11 protein-coding genes are annotated in these 16,074 nt (G+C 57.3%); 9 read left to right on the top strand and 2 right to left on the bottom strand.

Going from position 1 to position 16,074, the window contains the following annotated elements:
• Positions 1-183 precede the first annotated feature (183 nt).
• From proS to B5E84_RS02260, 7 genes are all read left to right on the top strand, one after another.
• Positions 184-1,617, top strand: coding sequence for a proline--tRNA ligase (proS, locus tag B5E84_RS02290; RefSeq protein WP_087218620.1), 1,434 nt, complete (start codon positions 184-186; stop codon positions 1,615-1,617).
• Complete coding sequence (locus B5E84_RS02285) at positions 1,617-2,825, top strand: CCA tRNA nucleotidyltransferase (protein ID WP_087218617.1); 1,209 nt, start codon at positions 1,617-1,619, stop codon at positions 2,823-2,825. The genes proS and B5E84_RS02285 overlap by 1 nt, the downstream gene beginning before the upstream one ends.
• A gap of 84 nt (positions 2,826-2,909) precedes the next feature.
• Positions 2,910-3,890 (top strand): phosphotransferase, encoded by a 981-nt coding sequence (locus B5E84_RS02280; RefSeq protein WP_087218614.1) that lies wholly within the window; start codon positions 2,910-2,912, stop codon positions 3,888-3,890.
• A gap of 192 nt (positions 3,891-4,082) precedes the next feature.
• Positions 4,083-5,819, top strand: a complete 1,737-nt coding sequence (locus B5E84_RS02275; protein ID WP_087218742.1) for a phospho-sugar mutase — start codon at positions 4,083-4,085, stop codon at positions 5,817-5,819.
• 195 nt (positions 5,820-6,014) lie between these two features.
• Positions 6,015-7,043, top strand: a complete 1,029-nt coding sequence (locus B5E84_RS02270; RefSeq protein WP_162612791.1) for an acyltransferase family protein — start codon at positions 6,015-6,017, stop codon at positions 7,041-7,043.
• Positions 7,044-7,306: 263 nt separating this feature from the next.
• Positions 7,307-7,672: a BlaI/MecI/CopY family transcriptional regulator gene (locus B5E84_RS02265; RefSeq protein WP_087218608.1), complete on the top strand. Its 366-nt coding sequence runs from the start codon at positions 7,307-7,309 to the stop codon at positions 7,670-7,672.
• The gene (locus B5E84_RS02260) at positions 7,665-9,248 is read left to right on the top strand and encodes a M56 family metallopeptidase (RefSeq protein WP_087218605.1); all 1,584 of its coding nucleotides are present in this window, start codon (positions 7,665-7,667) and stop codon (positions 9,246-9,248) included. Before B5E84_RS02265 ends, B5E84_RS02260 begins: the two co-directional genes overlap by 8 nt.
• 449 nt (positions 9,249-9,697) lie before the next feature.
• On the opposite strand, the gene B5E84_RS02255 is transcribed toward B5E84_RS02260, so the two are convergent.
• Positions 9,698-11,014, bottom strand: coding sequence for a putative ABC transporter permease (locus B5E84_RS02255; RefSeq protein ID WP_087218602.1), 1,317 nt, complete (start codon positions 11,012-11,014; stop codon positions 9,698-9,700).
• Between the two features lie 227 nt (positions 11,015-11,241).
• On the opposite strand from B5E84_RS02255, the gene B5E84_RS02250 reads away from it, so the two are divergent.
• The gene (locus tag B5E84_RS02250; RefSeq protein WP_087218598.1) at positions 11,242-13,002 is read left to right on the top strand and encodes an NADase-type glycan-binding domain-containing protein; all 1,761 of its coding nucleotides are present in this window, start codon (positions 11,242-11,244) and stop codon (positions 13,000-13,002) included.
• Between the two features lie 23 nt (positions 13,003-13,025).
• Here B5E84_RS02250 and B5E84_RS02245 read toward each other — a convergent pair whose 3' ends face one another.
• The gene (locus tag B5E84_RS02245; RefSeq protein WP_087218595.1) at positions 13,026-14,492 is read right to left on the bottom strand and encodes a helix-turn-helix domain-containing protein; all 1,467 of its coding nucleotides are present in this window, start codon (positions 14,490-14,492) and stop codon (positions 13,026-13,028) included.
• Between the two features lie 256 nt (positions 14,493-14,748).
• Here B5E84_RS02245 and B5E84_RS02240 point away from each other — a divergent pair, with 256 nt between their 5' ends.
• Positions 14,749-16,074, top strand: coding sequence for a hypothetical protein (locus B5E84_RS02240; protein ID WP_087218592.1), 1,326 nt, complete (start codon positions 14,749-14,751; stop codon positions 16,072-16,074).

Genomic DNA, 16,074 nt, shown 5'->3' with positions numbered 1-16,074 from the left:
CCAGGGGTTCAGGATCAAAAATCCGATGCGGGCTTGCCTGCGGGAGAGTTTTTGATGCTGAGACCAGCCCGGTATCAGGGAAACAGATGAGCATTCCGCGCAGGAAAACAAAAGCGGATCTCTCCGCCCCCGCCTGCAATTCAAAATTCATTATCAGGAAGAAAGAAGAAAAGGAGAACAATCATGGCAAACGACAAGAAATTAGTGGAAGCCATCACGTCCATGGAGGAGGATTTTGCCCAGTGGTATACGGATGTGGTGAAAAAGGCAGAGCTGATCGACTACTCCAGCGTAAAGGGCTGCATGGTGATCAAGCCGGACGGCTACGCCATCTGGGAGAACATCCAGAAGGAGCTGGACAAGCGGTTTAAGGAGACGGGAGTGCAGAATGTGTATATGCCCATGTTCATCCCGGAGAGCCTGCTTCAGAAGGAGAAGGACCACGTGGAAGGGTTTGCGCCGGAGGTGGCCTGGGTGACCCACGGCGGCCTGGAGCCCCTGCAGGAGAGAATGTGTGTCCGCCCCACGTCAGAGACGCTGTTCTGCGATTTCTACGCCAGGGACATCCATTCCTACCGTGACCTGCCGAAACTCTACAATCAGTGGTGCTCCGTAGTGCGCTGGGAGAAAACGACCCGTCCGTTCCTCCGTTCCAGAGAGTTCTTATGGCAGGAGGGCCACACCGCCCACGCCACGGCGGAGGAGGCAGAGGAGAGAACCATCCAGATGCTGAACCTGTACGCCGATTTCTGCGAGCAGGTGCTGGCCATGCCAGTGATCCGCGGCCGCAAGACGGACAAGGAGAAATTCGCGGGGGCGGAAGCCACCTACACCATCGAGGCGCTGATGCACGACGGCAAGGCTCTCCAGTCCGGAACCAGCCACAACTTCGGCGACGGTTTCGCCAAGGCCTTCGGCATCCAGTTCTCCGACAAGGACAATAAGTTAAAATACGTTCACCAGACCTCCTGGGGCATGACCACCCGTCTCATCGGCGCCATCATCATGGTGCACGGCGACAACAACGGCCTGGTGCTCCCGCCGGCCATCGCTCCCACCCAGGTGGTGATCGTGCCCATTCAGCAGCAGAAGGCGGGCGTGCTGGACAAGGCCTTTGAGTTAAAGGGCGTACTGTCCAACTTCCGCGTAAAGGTGGACGATTCCGACAAGAGCCCGGGCTGGAAGTTCAGCGAGTCCGAGATGCGTGGAATTCCGGTGCGGGTGGAGATCGGGCCGAGAGACATTGAAAACGGACAGGCCATCCTGGTTCGCCGCGATACCCACGAGAAGGTTACAGTGGCCCTCTCTGAGCTGGAGACGAAGGTGGGCGAGCTGTTAGACGAGATCCAGGCAAACCTGCTGGAGAGAGCGAGAACTCACCGGGATGCCCACACCTACACCGCTACGACTCTGGAGGAGTTTGAGAAGACCGTGGAGGAGAAACCGGGCTTTGTGAAGGCCATGTGGTGCGGCTGCCAGGAGTGCGAGGACAAGATCAAGGAGCTGACAGGCGCCACTTCCCGCTGTATGCCCTTCGCTCAGGAGCAGATTTCCGATAAGTGCGTGTGCTGCGGAAAACCGGCCACGAAGATGGTATATTGGGGGAAGGCGTATTAATGGAGATCCCTCAGGCAGTAGAACGGATCATTGACACCCTGGAGACGGCCGGGTTTGAGGCCTACGCTGTGGGCGGCTGCGTGCGGGACACCCTTCTTGGCCGGACGCCGGAGGACTGGGACATCACCACCTCCGCCCGTCCGGAGCAGGTGAAAGCCCTGTTTCGCAGGACCATCGACACCGGCATCCAGCACGGGACGGTGACGGTCCTGGAAAACCGGCAGGGCTACGAGGTCACCACCTACCGCATTGACGGGGAGTACGAGGACGGCAGGCACCCAAAGAGCGTGGAGTTTACCGCCAATCTGACCGAGGATTTAAAGCGCCGGGACTTCACCATCAACGCCATGGCCTACAGCCACAAAACCGGGATTGTGGACGAGTTCGGCGGCATGGAGGATCTGAAACGAGGGATCATCCGCTGCGTGGGACGGGCAGAGGACCGGTTTACGGAGGACGCCCTGCGGATTCTGCGGGCCATCCGCTTTTCCGCCCAGCTGGGCTTTGACATCGAGGAGGAGACCATGGCGGCGGTGAGACAGATCGCCCCCAACCTGGTTCACGTGAGCAAGGAGCGGATCCAGGTGGAGCTGACGAAACTGTTAAAATCCCCCCATCCCCAGCGGATGAGCCTGGTATTTGAGACAGGGATCGCCGCCTACGTAAGCGACCACTTCGCGGAGGCGGGAGATCCGGGGATGGAGGGCTCCGGCGGTTCCTCCCGCCCACGAAACTTCCTGACCCCGGAGTTTTCCCCGGAGAAAGCCGTCCGCTGGGCAGCCTTCCTGCGGCGGTTGGATGGGGGAAAGACGGAACAGATCTTAAAGGAGCTGAAACTGGACAACGACACCATTTCCAGGGCAAAGCTCTTAGTGAGCTGGTGGAACCGTCCCCTTCCTCCGGACAAATATGAGGTGCGCAAAGCCATGAGTGCCATGGACGCCCAGATGTTTGACAGCCTGCTGGAGTTCCGGTGTGCGTCTGGCACGGACACTCCGGAGGAGACGGAGACGCTGAAGGCCCTGGCGGAGGAGATCCGGCGGGACGGGGACTGCATTTCCCTAAAGACTCTGGCGGTGACGGGGAGAGACCTGATCGCGGCCGGGGAGAAACCGGGCCCCCAGATCGGGGAACGGCTCGCCAGGATGCTGGACGAGGTATTAAAGAATCCGGAGCACAACACAAAAGAATACCTCCTGCGATTCTAAAAGGCCGCCCAGCCACATACCCTAGAAGTAGCCGGACAGGAGAGTCCTGCCCGCGGGAAACAAGAGGAATGTGGAGGGGCAGCCGTGAACGAGAAATATATGGAAATTCTGCAGCAATATGATCTGGAGCTGTTGTCGGCCAGGAAGGGCAGAGGCGCGTGGCTCTGCGAGACCGACCATGGCCTGAAACTGGTAAAGGAATACCGGGGGACGGTCCGGCGCCTGGAATTTGAGGACGAGGTGCTGAAAGCTGTGGCGGAGAGGGCCCGCATCCCCGTGGATCGCTGTGTGCGCAACCGGGAGGACGGGCTCCTTTCCATCGCCGGCGACGGCACCAGATATATTGTGAAGGACTGGTTTCCCGACCGGGAGTGCAGCATAAAGGACACCAGGGAGGTGCTCCAGGCGGCAGAGCGGATCGCGGCCCTGCACCGGGTGCTGCGGGAGCTGCCCTTTAAGGAGGAGTGGAGCATGGGCTCCATTCTGGGGGAGTCCCTGGCGGGAGAGATGCGCCGCCACAACCAGGAGCTCTGGCGCGCCCGGAACTTTGTCCGGGGCAAGCGGCGAAAGACCGGCTTTGAGCTGCAGGTGATTTCCGGGTTCGGGAAATTTTACGAGCAGGCCAAAACGGCGGCTGAGGGCATGGGACGGATTTTCACAGAGGAGAAGGACCAGGCTCTTTTTTTGTGCCACGGGGATCTGGATCAGCACCATCTTCTGATGACCGGCCGCGGCATCGCCTTCATCGAATTTAACCGGATGCACATGGGCGTCCAGGTGACGGACCTCTATCATTTTCTGCGGAAGGTGATGGAAAAACACGACTGGAACAGCGCCCTGGGGATGTCGGTGCTGGACATTTACCAGCGTTCCCTGCCCTTTTCCGGGCGGGAGCGGGAGTGCCTGTACTATCTCTTTCTCTATCCGGAGAAATACTGGAAACAGATCAATTTTTATTACAATGCCAACAAAGCCTGGATTCCGGAGAGAAACATCGAAAAATTGGAAAAACTGGAAGAACAGGAAGAAAAACGATGGAATTTTTTACGGCAGATTGGCGGTTGATACTTCCTTTTTTGTGCAAAATGTTGTATAATATCCACGTCGGTGATGAGCTGTGCAGGGGGGCAGCGGTAAATCTGCGTGTGCCTGGATGCAGACGGATTTACTGCTGTCCCCCTGCGCGTGGAAAAGCGCGTTTTGCCGGCAGAAAAATTTTTCCGCGAGCCAAGCGGGATTCAGGAGGAGACAGCAACAATGAAAGATTACATGAAAATTTATGAAGAATGGCTGAGCAATCCATATTTTGACGAAAAGACGAAGGATGAGTTAAAAGCCATCGCCGGAAATGAGAACGAGATCAAAGAGCGCTTTTATATGGACCTGGAGTTCGGCACCGCCGGACTGAGAGGCATCATCGGAGCCGGTATCAACCGCATGAATATCTATGTAGTCCGCCGCGCTACCCAGGGCCTTGCCAATTACATTATCAAGCAGGGCGGAGCGGACAAGGGAGTTGCCATCGCCTTTGACTCCCGCCATATGTCCCCGGAGTTCGCGGAGGAAGCGGCTCTGACCCTGGCTGCCAACGGCATCAAGGCTTACAAGTTTGAGTCCCTGCGTCCCACCCCGGAGCTTTCCTTCGCTGTCCGTGAGCTGGGCTGTATCGCCGGCATCAACATCACCGCCAGCCACAACCCGCCGGAGTATAACGGCTACAAGGTATACTGGGAGGACGGCGCGCAGTTTACCCCGCCTCACGACAAGGGCGTGACGGAGGAAGTGCTGGCCATCGAGGATCTCTCCACCGTAAAGACCACCACCGTGGACGAGGCAGTGAAGGCTGGAAAATATCAGATTATCGGCGCAGACATTGACGATAAATACATCGCCCAGGTAAAGGCCCAGGTGGTGAACCAGGATGCCATCGACCAGATGCAGGACAGCATCAAGATCGTGTACACCCCTCTCCACGGAACGGGAAACCTGCCGGTGCGCAGAGCCTTAAAGGAGATCGGATTTACCCATGTGACCGTAGTTCCGGAGCAGGAGCTGCCGGACGGCAACTTCCCCACGGTGAGCTACCCGAACCCAGAGTCCAAGGAGGCTTTCGAGCTGGGACTGAAGCTGGCGAAGGAGCAGGACGCAGACCTGGTGCTGGCCACAGACCCGGATGCGGACCGTCTCGGTGTATACGTAAAGGACAGCAAGTCCGGCGACTACATCCCGCTCACCGGAAATATGTCCGGATCCCTTCTCTGTGAGTACGTGCTCAGCCAGAAGAAGGCCAGAAACCTGATCCCGGAGGATGGACAGGTGGTAAAATCCATCGTTTCCACCAACTTAATCGACGAGGTGGCAAAGGCTTACGGTGTGGAGCTTATCGAGGTTCTCACCGGATTTAAGTGGATCGGCCAGCAGGTGTTAAAGAACGAGCACACCGGAAAGGGCACCTACCTGTTTGGAATGGAGGAGAGCTACGGCTGCCTGATCGGCACCTACGCAAGGGACAAGGACGCGGTTTCCGCCACCGTTGCCCTCTGTGAGGCCGCCGCTTACTATAAGACCAAGAACATGACCCTGTGGGATGCCATGGTAGAGATGTACGAGAAGTACGGCTACTGCCTGGATGCGGTGAAGTCCATCGGACTGTCCGGCATCGAGGGACTGGCAAAGATCCAGGCCATCATGGAGCATTTGAGAAACAATACGCCGGCGGAGATCGGCGGCTACAAGGTGGTTTCCGCAAGGGACTACAAGGCCGACACCATCAAGGATATGGCCACCGGAGAGGTGAAACCCACCGGACTTCCTTCTTCCAACGTGCTGTACTACGACATGGAGGGCGGCGCCTGGGTATGCGTGAGACCGTCCGGAACGGAGCCGAAAATCAAGTTCTACTACGGCGTGAAGGGAACTTCCTTAGCTGACGGCGAGCAGAAGTCCAAAGAGCTGGGCGACGCTGTGATGGCTATGGTAGACAAAATGATGTAAGGAATTGACAAATATGGGGCGCTGCAGGGCACAGGATTTCCCGGAGGCTGGCAGCGCCTTCCTTTTGCTTGTGCATAGGAAACCGGGGGCCCTATGGCATAAGAGCCTGCGGCGGGTGAAAGTTCCCGGCGGATGCGTACTCTGCGCATGGGAGGATGGCTGCGGCGCACACTTTTTATATGGAAAGGAACGGTCATGGCACCTAGAAATTACCGAATTGACAACGTGAAGGGGGTTCTGATCATCCTGGTGGTGATCGGCCATTTTCTCCTGCCTATTTCCACCACCAGGTTTACCACCAACAGCCAGTATCTGATCTACACCTTTCATATGCCCTGCTTTATCTTTATTTCCGGCTATCTGGCGAAGGGAGTGTACCGGGACGGGCGGTTTAAGTGGGGGAAACTTGCCAGGCTGGCGTGGCTGTACCTGCTGTTTGAGCTGGGGGTACACGTGACGGAGGGGCTTTTGGAGGGCCAGATCGGCTGGAGGGTGGATTTGTTCCACGAGAGCGGGGCACCCTGGTATCTGCTGGCTTTGCTGCTCTGGTATCTGTTTATCCCTCTGTGCAGCCGCCTGGGGAAATGGGTGTCTTTGGCCCTGGCTTTGGCGGTGGGATTGGCGGGGGGCTATGCCGGCAGCGGTCTGGGGGATTTCCTGGCGGCAGACCGGGTGTTTGCCTTCGCCCCCTTCTTTTTTATGGGGTATTTCTTTACGGGCCGTGAGCTGAAAGGGCTTTGTTTCGGGGGACGGCGTGCCGCGGCGGTGATTTTGGGCGCCCTGGTGGGGGCGGGGATTTTTCTGGGAACCTATGATTTTCTGGAGCCCTACCGGCTGGCGGTTTACGGGGCGATGTACGACCGGTTCTCGCCGGAGCTGTACTCCCTGTGCTGGCTGATCCGCCTGATCTGCTACGGGGCGGCTGGGGCGCTCTCCTTCGGGCTGATCGCTTTTCTGCCGGACCGGCGCCTGCCATTTCTCACGAAATTGGGGCAGCGGACGCTTTCCGTGTACGTGCTGCACCGGCTGATCCGGGACCTGTGCCAGTATTTTGACCTGTATCGTTTCTTAAACGTCCACTCCAAGGCCCAGGTGCTCCTTATGATGGCGGGCTGCGTGGCCCTGTCTGCCGTCCTGGCCTGGGGGCCGGTGTACGGCGCTTTCCAGTGGCTTTCGGAGGCGCCTTTTGCGGTGTGGGAGAAGGTCACGGGGAGAAAGGGGTAGCGTCTGCGGGGAAATGGACGGCAGGGCAAAGGGGGACTGCCTGACGGAAAATGTGACGGAAAAATGTAAGAAAGTTTTTCTTGTGGAAAGAGGTCTATTGTGATAGACTTATCGTAAGGATAGGTCGATCAGGATAGACCTTTTTGGCTGTGTTATGGATCCTCTTAGGCTGTAAAAATGGATGTGGGCTGAAACGGTTATCCCGAGGGGACCTTGATATAGGGGAAACGGCTATTCCGGGGAACAGGGAAAGGAGAGCGGCCATGGAGGAACTGAAACTTTACGAGAGCGAATACCGCTTTATGGATCTGGTGTGGGAGAAACAGCCGGTGCGTTCCACCGAGCTGGCCCGTCTGGCGGCGTATCAGCTGGGATGGAAGAAATCCACCAGCTATACGGTGCTGAAAAAGCTGGCGGAGCGGGGATTTTTAAAAAATGACCAGGCGGTGGTGACGGCTCTGGTTCAGAAGGTGGATGTGGGAAAGTACGAGAGTGAGGAGCTGTTAAATCGGAATTTTGGAGGCTCCCTTCCGGCGTTTCTGACGGCGTTTTTAAAGGATCGGAAACTGACCAGGGAGGAGGCGGAGGAGCTGCAGCGGATGATCGAGGAGGCGGTGGAGGATGACTGACTGGTTTATCACGGTGCTGAATATGACCATCGCCGGCGGGGCGGCGGCTGTGGTGGTGCTGGTTCTGCGGCTGTTTCTGCGGAAACTGCCGAGGATCTATTCCTATGTGCTGTGGCTGGCGGTGTTTTGGCGGTTTGCCTGTCCCTTTGCTCTGGAGACGGCCTTCAGCCTGTTTCCGGTGAACCGGGAGTCGGTGGCAAAGGATATAGTATATGATTTAGAGCCAGCGGTGGACACGGGGATCGGCCTTATCGACCAGGCGGTAAATCCCGTATTGTCCGGCAGCCTGGCCCCGGTTCCGACTGCCTCGGCCAATCCGCTGCAGATTCTGCTGGCAGCGCTGGGAGCCGTGTGGGTGGCGGGCGCCATCCTGTGCGTGGGAGTACAGCTGTGGCGGTATCTGCGGTTTGCGGTGAAGGTGCGGACGGGAGTGGCTGTGCCGGGAGAGGATCGGGTACTGTGGTCGGAGTGGACGGATGTGCCGGTGGTGATGGGGCTGGTGCGGCCAGTGATCGTGCTGCCTTACGGGATCGGGGAGAAGGAGCTTTCCTATATCCTGCTCCACGAGCGTGCCCATATCGCCCGCGGGGACCATCTGGTGAAGGCGGTCTGTTTTCTGATCACGGCGGTACACTGGTTCCAGCCCCTGGCGTGGGTGAGTTTCCGGGAAATGTGTCGGGATATGGAGATGTGCTGTGACGAAAGGGTGGTAAGAGATATGGATTTGGAAGGAAGGAAAGGCTACGCTGGTGCCCTGCTGTCCTTCGCGAAACGAAAAAGCGGGATTTTGCAGGTTCCGGCCTTTGGAGAGAGCCATACGAAGGCCAGGATGAAACGGGTGCTGTCCTTTCGGCGTCCTGCTGCGGCGGTGAATGTGGCGGCCCTGCTGTGCACGGCGTTGGCGGGCTGCGGGCTGCTCACCAGTCCCCAGGGGACGGAGAGCGCCCCGGCGGTGACTGTCATCGGAGGGGCGGACGGGCCTACTTCCATATTTGTGGCGGGAAAGCTGGCTGGCGGAGAGGAGCCGGTGCCCTATGAGGCCGCTGTCTGGGACGGGACAACGCTGGCGGATGGGATCGTGCTGGACGCGGCCGGTTCCGGGGGACCGGGGGAGGAAGGACTGCTGGTGTTTCACGGGCCCCAAGGAGTATTTGTGCTCCAGGGAGACGGGGACAGCGGGTTTCGGCAGTTGATTTCGGTGGATATGGCAGGAGTGGATGAGCGGTACGGAGAGCTGTATGGGGACGGGGATGGCGCCGCCGCCAAAGACAGAGACGCAGAGATACAGTTTGTGGTAAAGGACAGCGGGAATTCCATAGCCATGGGATTTTTAGAGGATGGCCAGCGGCTGGAGGGACATGGGTATCTGCTGCTTTTGGACAGTCAGGAGCTGTACCGCACAGACGACGGGTTTCAGATGCTGGAGACCCTGGAGGAGCTGGAGGCGGAGCATCAGGTACAGATGGGGATGGAGGACGGCCAGAGCAGGCTGGTGTCCGATACCGGCCGGTTCCAGGATCTGGAGCTGGAGGTGACGGGAGAAAACGGGACGAGGGAACGGTTTCCCCTGTTTTGAGAACACCGGATGGGCTGAGGGCGGTCTGCGCCTGTCCCGTAAGCGTGGAAAACGTGCGGCGGAGAACGGCGTGACAGAGAAAGACGTGACAGGGGAAAAGTGACAAAGAACGGGGAGAATGGTTTCCGCCGGTAAAATAAAAAAGCCGCAGCGATGACCGGCCGTGACAGAACGGCGGTGATTGCTGCGGCTTTTTGCCATTTTACGACGAAAGCCCGGATGGCGGCGATATAGATGGGCGTGCCCTCGCGTACAGATATACCGGCATCAGACGGGCAGGACGGTATAAAAAGGTGTGTGCTTGGCGTGCCCTCGCGCTAGAGCGCGGCTGCGTCAGCAGCCATATTCTTTTTTGCCATAGATATATTGTAGTAGGAACTGTGTTCCTTATGACAGCCTGGGTGCCAAAAGGCCGGTTGTGGAACGTAAGCGAGGAAACTTCCTGCCTGTCAGCCGTCCTTTCGGTTCTGCTCCTTCCACTGTTCCTCAGCCAGTTCACGCAGCTCCTTTAACGCCTCGCTGAAACGGCGGGAGGCGGCGGAGGGGTTGCGGAGGAGGAGATTCCGGCGGTGACGGTTCAGCTGGCCGGTGAAGGCGCGGCGTTTCTCGGAGAGCTCTTTGCCGCGGTCCAGCAGAGTGGTAAGCGTTTCCAGACGGAGGCCGGGCAGTTTGGGAAGACGCTCGTTCAATTCGGCGCGGGTGACGGCGGAATCGGTTCGCCACCGCTCCATAAGCCGGGCGGCATCCGCTTTCCACTGCTCCATGCGCTCCGCAGTTCCGTCCCGGAGCAGCTCCATGCGCTCCGCGGTTCCATCCCGGAGCTGTTCCATGCGCTCTGCGGTTCCATCCCGTAGCTGAGCCATCCGCCCTGCGGTTTCGTCATGCAGCTGAGCCATGCGCACGACGGTCTCGTCTTTCATCTGAGCCATGCGCTCCGCAGTTCCGTCCCGGAGCTGAGCCACCCGCCCTGCGGTTTCGTCATGCAGCTGAGCCATGCGCACGACGGTCTCGTCTTTCATCTGAGCCATGCGCTCCGCAGTTCCGTCCCGGAGCTGTTCCATGCGTTCCGCGGTTTCGTCCCGCAGCTGAGCCACCCGCTCCGCTGTCTCGTCCCGCAGCTGCATCATCCGGTCCGCTGTCTCCTCCCGGTAGTCGGCCATGCGCTGGACGGTTTCCGCCTTCAGCAGGGCAAGCTGTACCTGTACGTCGTCCAGCTCCGCTTTGAGCCTGGTCATGGCCTCCAGGGCACGGCCCAGGGCCAGGGCATCCCGGACGGACTGCACCGTATCATATAAAAAGATGACGGTGATAAAACACACCCCGCCCACCGCAAGGGGGACAGGGAGGCGAAACAGCAGCCGTTCCACCGGGGGATGGAGCACCTCTGTGAGGAGAATGGTGAGAAAGCCCCAGGCGATGGAGGATGTCAGGCAGATGTAGCCGTTGAGATTGTATTTCTGATTGCTGTAGTCCCAGTATTTGACTTTAAAAAGCCGTTCCATAGCCCAGCCGGTGACGTATTCCAGGGCGGTGGCGGCCAGGACGCCGGAGAGATAGACCAGGATCAGATGATCCTGCACCGGCAGGGAGACCCAGAGCATCATCACCGCCCCGGTGCCGTAGAGAGGCAGCATGGGCAGGCGCAGAAAGCCCCGGTTGACGAACCGTCCTGTTCGGATGGACACGTAGGTGGATTCAAAGATCCAGCCGGCAAAGCAATAAATATAGAAACAACCAAGCCATTGATACCAGGTATATGTGTACATAAAATTCTCCTTTGTGTGGATGTTAGCCCCTATCATAGCACAGTTTGTGGATAAATGAAAGGAAAGAAACGGCTGTACAGGAGAAAATGGAGTTTTTGGCACACCGTTTGTCACGCGTTGTGCGGCCCGGATATTGCGATTATAATCGACGTATGGGCGGCCGGCAAAATCAGTCAAAAAACGACAGGGCCGGCAGCCTGAGGAAAGATATACGGGAGAATGAGAACATGGCGAAAATGGGATATATGTTGGAGCAGGGAAAGATCTTTGACACGGTAGAGAGCCTGATCGAGTACCTGTACGGACTGGAGCAGGGAGAACGGGAGACGGTGATGGAGCACTGCGTGGGGGACGGAGAGTTTAAGGCCTGGATGCGCAGGATGGCGGACACGGATGCGGTGAGGAGATGGGAGGATAGCTTAGAGGAAAGCGCCTCCGCTCAGAAACGCTACGTGGACACCCTCTGCCTTCTGGAGCAGGCGGCCCCGTCTAAAAGGAGGAGCCTTTTAAATCTCTGCGCTCAGTTTTTAAAGAATCTGCCGGAGTACTGGCTGCTCCAGCACACCGACCTCTATCTGGCATCCGGAAAAGTGGGCGGCGACATCCTGGCCCGCAAGGACAGTCTGGAGTCCGGCGGAACGGGGACGGAGGATTTTAAAAACCTTACGGATCAGCTGGGAGATTGGATGGAGTCCCTGGAGGAGGCCATGATGGACAATTATCTCCTCTATGAGAACGGATTTTTCCTGCCGGGGAAATACTCGATTTTCGGGAAACACATCGACGGCTATTTCGTGGACGACGGAGGCGGCCGCAAGGTGCCGGTGGGATATTTAAAGGAAAAAGGGCGGATCCAGGCGAAACACTGTCTGGAGAAGGGAATGGAAAAACAGCGGGAGGAAGCGGCCGCGGCGGTGGAGAGCTACCGGACCAGGGCCGGATATGTGCAGGAACAGCTGGAAACCATGCGCCAGAGCATTAAGACCACTTACAAACGCCCCGGACGGATCCGCAGCGTGATTGCCATGTTTATGGCTGTGATGGCGGCCATCTGGGCGGGCTCGCTGTTCGCGGGAGGAAATCTGGAAAGCATTCTGTCAAAGGGGCTGGGGGGATTTCTCCTTTTCATGTCCCTGATGACCTTTTTGTCCGGACTGAAAGGATTTAGACGGTGCGGGGCCTGGAGCCGGCTGAACCGCTGCGTCAAAGAGGTGAAGGAGCTGATTGGGCGGGCGGATGCCCTGAAGGAGAAGGTGAGCTCTGAGTCCATGTTCTGGGAGCAGAGAGGCGCCATCAACCGGCTGACCTTCTTCCCCATGGAGCGGGACGGGCAGATCCGGGAGCAGGCCGGCCTGCTGGAGGAAAAGCTTAAAAAGAAGGCATCGCCCTTTACCTGGACAATCCTCCTGCTGCTTTCCTATTCCGCTCTGGGAGCCGTCCTTCCCACGGCGGCAGGGATGGATAGCGTGGCCGGTTCCAATGAGGAGGTCCGCTTAAATGTCCGTACCGTGGACGATGTGGACTGGGATCAGACGGAGCAGGTGTCTGTGGAAATGGGAGCCAGCAGCAGCCTGGTGTCCCAGACCAGCGGGATGGTGTACGGGCCGGAGCGGATGCTGGACGGGGATGTATCCACCTCCTGGCAGGAGGGGGAGGATGGCTTTGGAGAGGGAGTGACCCTTACGGCCTCCTTTTACGGCGAGACCGTCCCGCTGAAGGTGATTTCCTTTTATGGAGGCAGCTGGAAAAGTGAGGAGGCATTTTGGGAAAACGGACGTCCGTCCAGCCTGAAGGTGGTGTGCAGCCGGGAGGGAGAGGAGATGGGAACCTTTTCGGTGGGGCTGGAGGATGGGATGCAGCCGGCGTATCTGGAGTTTTCCAGGCCGGTGCTCTGCGACTCCCTGGAGATTCAGATCGAATCTGTTTATCCGGGGAGCCGCTATGAGGATACGGCGGTTACAGAGATGGCATACTATCAGGAAACGTGATTTTAATACAGGGGGGGGGTATGTTAAGGGTGTTTAATTTCGTCAATGCACTCCTGGATTACAGCCAGAGTCTCCTCCTTTGTCCCTACCATGGCGGAGCGGAGCATATATTGGAAAAAGTCCTCAAAGGCCTCCAAAAGAGAGGGCTCCTCAATGCGCAGATAGCCGTAATTTTTCCCGTCATTGGTAAAGTAGCTGAAGTCCAGGCCGGAATTCTGGTGGAGGAGGCAGAGCAGGTGCTCGGAAATCGGGAGCACAAGGGGATTGATCACCCGGTGATGCCTCAGATCGCTTAAAATGTCGCGGTAGAGACATTCCAATATATAAATGCGGTCTCTCTCCGAGAAGGGCTTGGCGTAGCAGGAGGGCAGGTCGGCGATCTGACCGGTCCTGGCAAAATGGTGGATGCCGTTTTTGCTGAAAATGGAAATATGGTGGTTCAGGCCGCGGAGCTGTCTGGCCCGCATGGAGGTGAGCTGGAGGATGGAGATGGCATCTTCCGGCTCCTGGATGCGGGAATAATTTTGTATCATCCGCTCTGTCACGTAGGACATGAGGCAGGGCTGATATTCCAGGGAGTAAAAGGGCAGATCCTCTAAATCCATTTCCATCAGGTGAGGAAGGACGTCCTCAGCCCGGTGATAGCTCAGGGTAAAGGGCCCGGCTTCCTTCATGGCCGCGGAAAACAGATTTCCCAGATAATGGAGAAGGGCGGGATCCCTGCTCACAATGGCCGCGTGGCAGTCTGTGGACAGGAGCACGGCGGTGTTGGAAAACAGGACGTAGTAGGGGAAGGAAAACTGCCGGATGTCCGTTACCGGGGCGTCGGTGTAATAATAGTACACCTGGTATTGAAAGTCGGACAGGGGCAGGAACGGCAGGATATTTGCCAGGATTTCCAGATTGAAGGAAAAGGCGTTCTTGGCAGCCCCAGGCTTTAAAAAGCTGGTCAGCTGCATGATGGAGAGCTGGCTCTCGTGGCACTCCCGCATGGTGTGGATAAACAGGTCCCGGAAGATTTCCATATTGGCCGGGGCATTGATCCGTACGCAGGGGGAGGCGGATTTGGGGAGGACACATTCCCACAGGATCAGTTCTCTGAGCAGCCGGTAGACGGAGAGATAGCCTTCGTGCAGGCCGGGAGAGGGCAGAAGGTCGAGCCCGTCATCGTCCGGATACCTGGGAGGGCGCCCGTTTTCAGGCTGCACGTAGGAAATGTTTTCCAGGAGTTGCTTGATCAATGCCCTCTGCTCAAACAGTTCTTCCCCCACCTGGATCAATTCAAAAGACATATCAAATTCAATCGTTTCCGCAGGCGTCAGTTTCAGAAACGGACGAAGCTTTCTGACCTGATCCGCGGTCGGTTTTCTCTCATCCGAAAGGAGTTTCTGGAGAGTTGTACGGTTTATATTCGCTTTCTGAGCAATGCCATAGATGGTATAGCCGCTGTTTTCGATAAAACCGCGCAGCATTTTTCCAAAACTTTTCATAATTCAATCCCCCCGTGACTTGTCTCAGTCATAGCCCGTATTTTAACATTGCCTTTTTGGAGCGTCAAGAAAAGGCAGAAAGAAAAAACTGCCACATTTTTTGTCACATATTGAGGTGAAATAGGAGCTTGTTATAATTAGTAGTAATATGCCTGTTTTATACCTTTTTGATGACAATTTTGTACATAAATAAACGGGAAACCGGCAGGTGTTGCATGGCAGGCAAGGAATAAAATGGAACATGGAGGTGGGGAGCATGGAGGAGCTGACGACGGTAAAAAAAGAGAGCGTCCGTTTCAGCCGGGGAGACGAAACGGCCTTTCCGGGGTATGCGAAACCCGTGGAATATATGGGAGAGACGAGGCCGGCCCGCTGGATTTCCAGACAGGAAACCGGCTGGCTGATGAAAAAGGAGGACGTGAGCGCCTTTTACGGGAATCTCTGCCAGCATCTGAAGGAAAACCCGCCGGCGGACAGCCTGCTGTGGCCGGTGGATGTGACGTCAAAGACGGACGCGGGGTTTGGCTACGTGATGGAAACCTATCCCCAGGCGTTTCGGCCGATCCGGGATTTTCTGGACGGAAACGAGGGATTTACGGGCTGGCCGATGATCGTGAACGCGGCTCTCAGCCTGACGGTAGCTTTTTTGCAGCTGAAGGCCGGAGGGTATCACTATCACAATCTTACAAACGACGATGTGCTGGTACACAATAAGACCGGCAGGGTCCGTCTGGCCGGGGCGGAATATCTGAGCAGGACAGGAAAAATAAAGCTGACGGAGTGCAGTACACTCATGGCGCCGAAATATCTGTTGGGGGAGAGAGAAGCGGATTCAAGAACGGATGAGTATCTTCTCGCCGTTCTTCTTTTTGAGCTTTTTTTTCAGGGGCATCCCCTGGAAGGCCATAAAACGGCGGAGAATCCGGTGATGACGGCGGCGAAGAAACGGGAGTACTACGGCAAAGCCCCGGTGTTCATCTACGACAAGGCGGACGGCTCCAATCCTCCGGTGAAGGGGATCCACATCGGCCCCCTGGGAATGTGGGCCCAGTATCCCGCGTTTTTGCAGGAGCAGTTCCGGAAGGCCTTTTCTAAGGAGGCACTGTCCGGGGAGAAGGCGGGGGAGACGGTGGAGGAATGGTACAGCACCCTGATTGCCCTGCGGGCGTCTATCGCGCCCTGCAGCTGCGGCAGGGCGCATTTCCTTCCGTCGCTCACGGGAGGCAGAAACGTCTGCCCCTGCGGGAATAAGATCGAGGAGCCTGCGTTTTACTGGAAACTGGAAGGCGGAAAGCAGTGGTATCCCATTATTCCCGGCGGCGTGATTTACCAGTGCCAGCTGAAGGAAAAGGCGGAGATGGACGTCTCCTCCCAGGCTGGAATGATGCTCCGAGGCCGGGGCGCGGATTTCTGCCAGATCCAGAATGTGATGGATGAGCCGTGGACGGTGACGGGAGACGGGGAGGAAACGGAAACCGTCGGAAACCTGGAAACGGTCCTGGTAAAAGGCCCCATGTCCATTGATACAGGGGTAGGGAAGATCGTCGTCGAAGCGGCGGCAAATCTGGAGAATGAGGTGTGA

It is taken from the genome of Lachnoclostridium sp. An14, from assembly GCF_002160755.1.
In the GTDB taxonomy this organism is placed as follows: domain Bacteria; phylum Bacillota; class Clostridia; order Lachnospirales; family Lachnospiraceae; genus Lachnoclostridium_A.
The sequence above is the reverse complement of the archived record's forward strand: the minus strand, read 5'-3'. Positions and strand labels throughout refer to the sequence as shown.